Origin of the sequence: Megasphaera sp. AM44-1BH, assembly GCF_003467125.1 — a bacterium.
GTDB lineage: Bacteria > Bacillota > Negativicutes > Veillonellales > Megasphaeraceae > Megasphaera.
The window spans coordinates 80040-88499 of the sequence record NZ_QSFA01000014.1 but is presented as its reverse complement, the minus strand read 5'-3'; the positions used below and the strand labels follow the sequence as shown (position 1 = coordinate 88499).

7 protein-coding genes and 2 tRNA genes are annotated in these 8460 nt (G+C 48.6%); 8 read left to right on the top strand and 1 reads right to left on the bottom strand.

Features of this window, described 5'->3' with window-relative positions; all coding sequences use genetic code 11:
• Window positions 1–927: 927 nt before the first annotated feature.
• Window positions 928–1584, bottom strand: a complete 657-nt coding sequence (locus DW949_RS09970; protein ID WP_118023068.1) for a cupin domain-containing protein — start codon at window positions 1582–1584, stop codon at window positions 928–930.
• A gap of 326 nt (window positions 1585–1910) precedes the next feature.
• On the opposite strand from DW949_RS09970, the gene DW949_RS09965 reads away from it, so the two are divergent.
• From DW949_RS09965 to DW949_RS09930, 8 genes are all read left to right on the top strand, one after another.
• Window positions 1911–2270: an ESPR domain-containing protein gene (locus tag DW949_RS09965; protein ID WP_118023067.1), complete on the top strand. Its 360-nt coding sequence runs from the start codon at window positions 1911–1913 to the stop codon at window positions 2268–2270.
• A gap of 81 nt (window positions 2271–2351) precedes the next feature.
• Complete coding sequence (locus DW949_RS09960; RefSeq protein WP_118023066.1) at window positions 2352–3095, top strand: hypothetical protein; 744 nt, start codon at window positions 2352–2354, stop codon at window positions 3093–3095.
• Window positions 3043–4356 carry a YadA-like family protein gene (locus DW949_RS09955; RefSeq protein WP_147349055.1) on the top strand — a complete coding sequence of 438 codons (1314 nt, stop codon included), beginning with the start codon at window positions 3043–3045 and terminating at the stop codon, window positions 4354–4356. The genes DW949_RS09960 and DW949_RS09955 overlap by 53 nt, the downstream gene beginning before the upstream one ends.
• Before the next feature lie 145 nt (window positions 4357–4501).
• Window positions 4502–5179, top strand: coding sequence for a TerC family protein (locus DW949_RS09950; RefSeq protein WP_118023064.1), 678 nt, complete (start codon window positions 4502–4504; stop codon window positions 5177–5179).
• 103 nt (window positions 5180–5282) lie between these two features.
• Entirely contained in the window at window positions 5283–5756 is a 474-nt protein-coding gene (locus DW949_RS09945; RefSeq protein ID WP_118023063.1) for an RbsD/FucU family protein, read from the top strand.
• 57 nt (window positions 5757–5813) lie between these two features.
• Window positions 5814–5890: transfer RNA gene (locus tag DW949_RS09940), tRNA-Pro, on the top strand.
• A 71-nt stretch (window positions 5891–5961) separates the two neighbouring features.
• Window positions 5962–6053 (top strand) — tRNA-Ser (locus DW949_RS09935).
• Window positions 6054–6660: 607 nt separating this feature from the next.
• Window positions 6661–8424 (top strand): ShlB/FhaC/HecB family hemolysin secretion/activation protein, encoded by a 1764-nt coding sequence (locus DW949_RS09930; RefSeq protein WP_199595848.1) that lies wholly within the window; start codon window positions 6661–6663, stop codon window positions 8422–8424.
• Window positions 8425–8460 lie beyond the last annotated feature (36 nt).

Sequence of the window (8460 nt, the reverse complement as noted above, 5' to 3'; positions counted from 1 at the left end):
ATAACGTATTGGCTTCCCATTCTCCCAGGTTCCTGAGATAAGCAGAGAACCACATTTGAAGGAGCGCAGTGACGCGCAAATGTGTGTGAATCGCTTATGCCGGAACGCAGTGCCCATTCGCAGCTCCTTTTCAGAGATAAAGGAATATCGTGGTTTCGGCGAAAGCAGAGAACCACATTTGAAGGAGCGCAGTGACGCGCAAATGTGTGTAGGGGCTCATGGCCAGGGGACTTCTTCTGTCTGCCTCACCGGCTATAGCATCATCTACAGCGTTGTCGTCTATCGATGTAGCACCGCTACGCCTCTTTCCTCCGCCTTGTATCTGACACCATAGCCGATGATTCCGATGCAAAGCGCCCCCGTCGTGAGCCCTCGCTTATACCGGAATGCAGTGCCCATTCGCAGCCCCTTTTCAGAGATAAAGGAATATCGTGGTTTCGGCGAAAGCAGAGAACCGGGTTGGCAAAATGCCGGATGTTATGATGGGCACACCATAACATCCGGCATTTTACATATACGATTATATTTTATGCTTACAGTTTTCAGGTGCAAAAGCTGGCTTAAAGCGCAGTGTAGTATTGCTCTCCCTGAATGGAATTAGCTGGTTCATAGTGCCGTGTAGCATGGCGTCCCCGTGAGGGGAAGCTGGCGCCAACGGCGTCTGAAGGGGTTTTTTATCGTTTGCGTCTCAGTATCTGAGTCCGAGGATGTGGTACGTCGGACTGGCTTCGTTCCCATGCGGATAAACGGACTCATGAATAGGACTCACTATTGAAATAAGGCCCCTTCCCCTCGCGGGGACGGCAAAGACTCACTGTCCGTCGCACCGGCTCAACCTGCTGGCAGCTGCCTTCCCACGCACTGCGGCCTTTCAACAGCTATCCGCTGGCCGCTGACTGCTGCCCTTCCCGGTCTGCGGCTTTTTTCCTACTTCAGTGTCAGGAGGAGTGCCATTTTAAAGTTGCTGTCGGCCTGAACAGCGTGACGGCCACCGGCGGCGAATTTGATCGTTTCCCCTTTGTGGATGGTTACAGGTGTACCTTCGTAGGTGATGGTGGCAGTGCCGTCCAATGCGAATACCAGTGCTTCGCCCGGTGCGGCGTGTTCTGAAAGGCCTGTGCCAGCAGCCAGGCTCATGACGACGAATTTCAATTTCGGATCGGAAATGATGTCCATGTTGATGATTTTTCCTTCCTGATAGGGAACGAGATTGGCGAGCTGGAATACTGTGCCTTCTTTGATGATGTTGTTCATAATAGATTCCTCCTGTAATGTCAATTCACTGTAAATCGTATCTGTATCGGCCTTCATGCCAATGGGAATATGCCGTGGTGTCAGGACACTTTCTCCGGCATGTAGAACCTGAAAGATGCCGTCCGGCGTATATATGGTCAGTGTCCCCGCCAGTACGTACAGCCATTTGGGATAGGCATAGCTTTCGGCACTGATGTCCGTATGGGCGGCCATAGAAAAATAGGAAAAGGTATATCCATTTTCCTGGAATTCCTGACTGGAAATGGTGCATCCAGGAACAGGTGTATTTTCCTGTGTAATAGAAAAGATTTTTCCTACCGGTTCTTTCATGGTATCACCTCTTTAGTAAATTAATTCTGTACATAGTATACGTAATTTTTTATGATTTATCCGTTGTTTTTCTAACGGGGCAGGTACAGTTTCCCGCTTACTTTTTAAGATTTGTTGACTAAAAAACAGTTATGGTACGTATATTTTTTTATTATAACACGCAATATGTTTTAGAATGATTAAATTAATATGATATAATATATAACATTAAAGTTTGAAAATCAATCTATTTGTTATATTTATAATACTATTTGCATTATTTATCACAGAAATGTGTGCGTATTCAAGGATGTAGTTATCATTGGTTTTTGAGTAGGTGAAATATCATGAATAAAATCTTTAAAGTCATTTGGAGCAAGGCCCGCTCGGTATGGGTTGTCGTATCGGAAATCGCAAAAAATCACGGATCAAAAGATGGGGGAGTTCATGACAGACGCAACCGCTATGTCTGGCTGACCAGGGCTATAACATTGGCACTGGTGCTGGGGAGTACAGCCGTAGTCCCCGCCTATGCGGCTGCCGGGGAGAAAGTCCAGTATGGTAGTGTTACTATCGGAGATTATCCTCACACCCAGGGAGATTTATTTGTTTATGGGACCAGCAAATTTTTCGAGACTCTATTGTTCAATGATGGAGAATTTGCTTATGACAGCCAGAAACATGGCTTTAGTTTTGGCAAGGCCTAATACAATAGCAAACTGTACAATTATTCCATTGCCATTGGCGCCATTGGCGATACTGGAGAAGGCAGTGACTACAGCATCGTTTTGGGGCGCAATGCTTCCGGTAAATGGACCTATGATGTAATCATCGGCAATAAGGCCTCTGCGGAAAAGGCCAACGCTGTTGCTATCGGGAAGAGTGCATCTTCCCAGGGGAATTCTTCCATAGCCCTGGGTGAATCGGCACATGCTACGGTAGAAGATGGCATGGCCATCGGCCATTCTTCTGAATCCACCATGGGAGGAGCCCTCGCTTTCGGGAAAGAGGCCAAAGCCCATGGAACGGATGCCGTAGCCATCGGGACCGGGGCCCAGGCGAACAATAATCCCTATGGAATCGCCATCGGGGAAAATGCCATCGTGAATAATCAGGGTTCTATTGCTATTGGGCAGGACAGCTCTTCGGACCATCCCTATGGGATTGCCATCGGGGGCAATAACGTGGGAGAAAAGGGTGCCAACGCCAATGGGACGTATTCTATTGCATTGGGAGCCGATTCTCTTGTCAATGGAGCTGAAGCCGGTGCAGCCATCGGTTATGGTGCTAAAGTAGATGGATCTGACGCCAAGGACGGTGTAGCCCTGGGGGCTTACTCGGTGTCCAATTGGGCTACCCAAGCGGGAGTCCAAGGATATCTGCCTTGGGAAGGTTCCAATACAGGAAATATTCAGAGCAGTGTCTTCCGGAGTGCCATTTCTTCTCCAATCTGGAAATCCACTACAGCAGGGGTCTCCATTGGGGATACTACTAGCGGAGATAAATCGAAATGGAAATTCTGTAGTTATTGATGGCAATGGCGGGACGGTGACCATCGGTAATGGTACCAGCGGTCACCAGACGGTGACTATCGACGGCAACAACGGCACCCTCAGCGGCCTCACCAACAGGACCATCGACGCACAGGACTTTGCTACCAAGGGCCGGGCCGCCACGGAAGAACAGTTGAAACAGGTGGCTGACAATGTAAGTGACCTGAAGAAGAACAATTCCGACTTCCAGCTGGTGGGAGAAAAGGACAAGGAAGGGAACTACACCGGGGACTACAAGGTTTCCGATGACAATAAGGTGAAACTCCATGTACAGGATAAGATGCATCCGGACCAGGTGAAGGATATCACCATCGACAACGTTGCCAAGGCTTCGGATCTGGGAGATGTATCCAAGATCAGCGAAGATATCCGGAACAAGGAAAACAACAATGTGGTGGATGCCCTGAACAACCTGAATGAAAAGGTGAAGGATGCGGCCAACGGCAGCTGGGAAAGCCAGATTGATGGCAAGACGGTGAAGAAGATTAAGGCCGGCGACGTCCAGAACTTCACCAGCGGCGACAATATCGAACTGTCTAACGACAACGGTGCCATCAAGATTTCCACCAAGAAGGAGGTATCCTTTGACAAGGTGACTATCGGCAGCGGGGACAGTAAGATGACCCTGGACAAAGACGGTATCCAGACTGGCAAGGTCAAAGTATCCAGCAGTGAAATCAACGCCGGCGGCAACCAGATTCATGGCGTAGCCGACGGCAAAGAAAAGGATGATGCGGCCACCGTCGGTCAGATTGCGAAAGTGGCAGATGCTGCAGGAGAAGCCATCAACAGCCGGGGCCATCACCTCAGTCGCCTCGATACGCGCATCAACCGCATCGGTGCCGGCGCTGCGGCTCTGGCAGCACTTCATCCGGATCCCAATGGCGACGACTCCTGGAGTATTTCTGCCGGCATCGGCAATTACCGTAATTCTACGGCAGCGGCTATTGGCGCCTTCTACCGGCCCAATGACAATATGATTGTCAGCATGGGTGCGACCGTGGGAAATGGCGAAAACATGATCAATGCCGGTGTCACCGTGGGGATCGGCAGTGGTGTCAACCGCGGACCTGTTTCCAAAGCTGCGCTGGTACGGGAAATCTCCACGCTCAAACAGGAAAATCAGGCAAAAGATGCCGAAGTAAAGAATCTGAAGAATCAGGTACAGGAACTGCAGAAACAAAATCAGGATACGCAGGACAAACTCAATCGTATTATGGAAAAATTAGGCCTGAAATAATGTACCTGGCGACAGGGGCTGTCTCTATGGCAGCCTCTGTTTTTTTACCGCAGAAAGTCATCATTTACTCACCTGTACCCTACACAAGCTGCTTATTTTTGCGTATAATATACCTGTTGTTTTGTGCAGGTAAAGGAGGTTCCTCTTGGAAGAAAATATACTATTTGATATATGGACCATTGCCCAGGTCGTTCTCATCGATCTGGCACTGGGTGGCGATAATTCTATCGTCATTGGCATGGCGGCAAAAAATCTGCCCCATCATTTACAGAAGAAGGCCATTTTGTACGGGACCGGCGGGGCTATCGTCCTGCGTTTCCTCATGGCGGCTGCTGTCGTCTGGCTGCTGCAGATCCCCTATCTTAAGACCGTCGGTGCTATCCTGCTGGTCCTTATTGGTATTAAACTCATCGGAGCCGATGATGATGAAAATATCCACGTAGAAGCCAAAGATTCCCTTTTTGCGGCTGTGCGCACCATTATTGCCGCCGACGCTCTCATGAGCCTCGACAACGTACTGGGAATCGTCGGTGCTACTGGCGGACACCTGGGCCTTCTAGTGATGGGCATGATGATTTCCGTCCCTATCATCATCTTTGGCAGTACCATCGTCATTAAAATCATGAACCGTTTTCCCATACTGGTCTATATTGGCGGGGCTATTCTCGGCTGGGCCGCCGGCGGGATGCTGGCAACGGACCCGTATTTTCCCTATGGGAAAGGGAATGAAATGGTGATTCAGGGCATATTGGTCGCTATTACCCTGGCAGGAGGATTTCTCTGGAAACAGAGAAATGACCGGAAACAGAAAGACCGCGGGTAGCCCGGCATTCTGGTTGCGATGGCTCTGGCAGACTGTTATAATGATAGACAGAGAATGAGTGGCTATAATATACATATTATATTATAGAAAGGGTCTGATACGTATGTTAACGGGAGTTCCCGGCATTTTATCGCCAGACATGCTGAAAGTTCTTTGTGAAATGGGCCATGGTGACAGTCTGGTCATTGCAGATGGTAATTTCCCTGCCGAATCGGTAGGAAAGAATGCTATTGTCCTCCGGGCAGATGGACACGGCGTCCCCGAATTGCTCGATGCCATCCTTACCATGATTCCCCTGGATCAATATGTCGAAAAACCGGTTCATCTCATGGAAGTTGTACCCGGTGACCCTGTCGAAACCCCTATCTGGGATACGTACAAGGAAATCATCGGCCTTCACGACGAACGGGATAGCGATGTCATCGGAATCTATGAACGATTTGCGTTTTATGAAGAAGCCAAAAAGGCATATCTCGTCATCGCTACCAGTGAAATGGCACAGTATGCCAACGTCATGATTCAGAAGGGCTGCGTCCTGGCAGAAGGCGTCAGCAAACCTAAAGACATGGCTAAATAATGTAAATATTTCACTTGACTTTTGTTGTGAATATGGTATTATATACAAGTCAGGTGACGGGGCGTAGCGCAGTTTGGTAGCGCGCTTGGTTCGGGACTAAGAGGTCGCAGGTTCGAATCCTGTCGCCCCGACCATATTTACACATTGGGTGTTGATCCCGACAGCACCGTGAAAACTTCATAGAGTGCAACAATGTGTAAGGCATGGAGAGGTGTCCGAGTGGCTGAAGGAGCATGATTGGAAATCATGTGTACGGCTACAGCTGTACCGAGGGTTCAAATCCCTCTCTCTCCGCCAAAAGCAATGAAACGGCTCTGTACGATATGTAGCGATACATAAATCGCTTAGTACAGGGCCGTTTTCGTGTTTATGAAGGTTTTAGTTCTATAAGAAATGGGTATAGCCCAACTACAAAAGTTGGACTATACCCTATTATTTTATCTTCTTGCGTTTTCACATCATGATATTCGTTGAATATGAGTAAGACATAATCGTGAAAGAGAGAGGATACCAATGAAAGAATGATTATTTTTTTATATCGATTATCTGATTTTTCAATATGTAATTTTGTAATATAATAGAACAATATATTAGCATAAAGAAACGAAATGGCAGGGCGCCATTTGTCTGATTCTATTTTTTCAGTGATGCTGTATTAGCGTGCCGATATGCCAAATTCGTATATTATAAAATAAATAGATTTTATTTTGAACGCTGCGTTTTTTATAATTATGTTTTATTTTATCATTCAATAAAATAAATTTAACATTACGAAAAATCATGGACTTATAATAGATTTTGTTATATAATATGGGCGATAAAAAATAAGAAAAACAAATTATAATTTGATAATTAATATTCGTTACAGACATGATGTTTTGACGGAGTATGGGGGGATATTTTGGTGAAAAGGAGTCACAACAGAAAGATTAGGATCATCATAGCAGCTGCTGTTTTAGGAGCTGCTCAAGCTGTCTGTATACAAGCGGCTGCTCCGGCTGGTCTGCCGGAAGGACTGCGGGATACGCCACGCAAGGCCGATGCAGGCATGCTGCAGAATGAATGGCGGGACCGGCAGCGCACGCTGACCGTTCCTGAAGCATCGAAAGATGTCAAGGTACAGACGCCGGAACAGGGGACTTCTCCGGCTGTTGAGGGAAAAGAGGTCACCGTTCCCGTCCGGGAGTTCAAGATTACCGGACAGGATATCTATTCCGAACAGACGCTGCAGGCACTGCTGGCAGATAATAAAGGAAAAGACCTCACCTTTGCCCAGCTGCAGGGCGGGGCTGATGTACTCACGAAATATTTCCGTGACCACGGCTATATTGTCGCCCGGGCTTATCTGCCGCAACAGCAGATAGACCAGGGGATTGTGACCTATGTCGTTCAGGTGGGCCGGCTCGATGGGGTAACTGTTGAAAATCATACGAAAATCAACGATGCAGCCATCCAGCGGCAGATCGGATTCCTGAAAAAAGGCGATTACGTTACCCGGGCCGGACTGGAACGGGCCGTCTGGCTCCTGTCAGATCTGGCTGATGCAGACGCCAAAGTAACGCTCAGCCAGGGAAGTGAACCGGGAACGGTCCACGTACTGCTCGATGTCGATCCATATAAAACAAAACATGGTCTGGCAACGGCCGATAACTATGGCAGCCGCTCCATGGGGTACAACCAGTACGGTGTCAATTATGATTTCACCAATCTGGCCCACGAAGGGGATCATCTGAATACGGGCATTGCTACTTCCGGCCGCAAGATGTTCGACTGGGGTGCCAATTATACGATTCCTGTCCTGACCGATGGCTTGCGCATGACCGTCGGTTACAACGTCATGAGCTATGATCTGGGCGATGAATTTTCTTATCTGGACGGGGTAGGCCAGTCCCGCGTGGCTTCTATCGGATTTGATTATGCTATTCAGCGCAGCCGGCTGCACAATTTTTATGCCGGCATCGGATACGAACACAGCCGCATGAAAGATGAATACCGCCTGTGGGATGCAACCTATGGAGATAAGACGGGTAACGCAGCCGTGTTCTCTCTGTACGGGGACAGCCAGGATAATGAAGGGTTCACGAACTGGCGTGTCGATTATAAATGGGGACACATCACCAATGATGCACTGTATAATTCGTCCAATCCTTTTGTTCCGCTTCTGGCCAACAGCCCCCGGACGACCGGTACATATGAAAAAATGCGGGGCCATATCGAACGGCATCAGAATATCAACAGCCGCCTGTATCTCCTCCTGACAGCACGGGGCCAGTACGCTTTTTCCAACCTGGATTCGTCCGAACATTTCTATCTCGGCGGGCCGTACGGCGTACGGGCTTATCCGACCAGTGAAGCCTCCGGCGATACGGGATATCTGACACGGGCTGAACTGCGCTGGCAGCTGCCTCTCAAGAAGAACGACCAGCAGCTGCAGCTGGCCGCTTATCTGGAACACGGCGGCATCTGGATCAATAAAGACAGCAGTCTGAATCCTAGTGCCAAAAACCACCGCAATCTGCAGGGCATCGGTCTGGGGCTTATCTGGTCCCGTCATGAAGACTGGTTCGTCCGGGCTGATTATGCCTGGAAACTGGGTTCCGAAGAACCGGTCAGCGATACGCGCCATAGCAATGGACAATTCTGGCTCCGCACGGGCGTATATTTCTAAGAAATATGTATATATAAGAAAGGAATGAAGCGGATA

Coding starts and splice junctions, on each gene's coding strand:
- DW949_RS09970 (WP_118023068.1), bottom strand. CDS start 1,584: ATGAAAGAACCGGTAGGAAAAATCTTTTCTATTACACAGGAAAATACA.
- DW949_RS09965 (WP_118023067.1), top strand. CDS start 1,911: ATGAATAAAATCTTTAAAGTCATTTGGAGCAAGGCCCGCTCGGTATGG.
- DW949_RS09945 (WP_118023063.1), top strand. CDS start 5,283: ATGTTAACGGGAGTTCCCGGCATTTTATCGCCAGACATGCTGAAAGTT.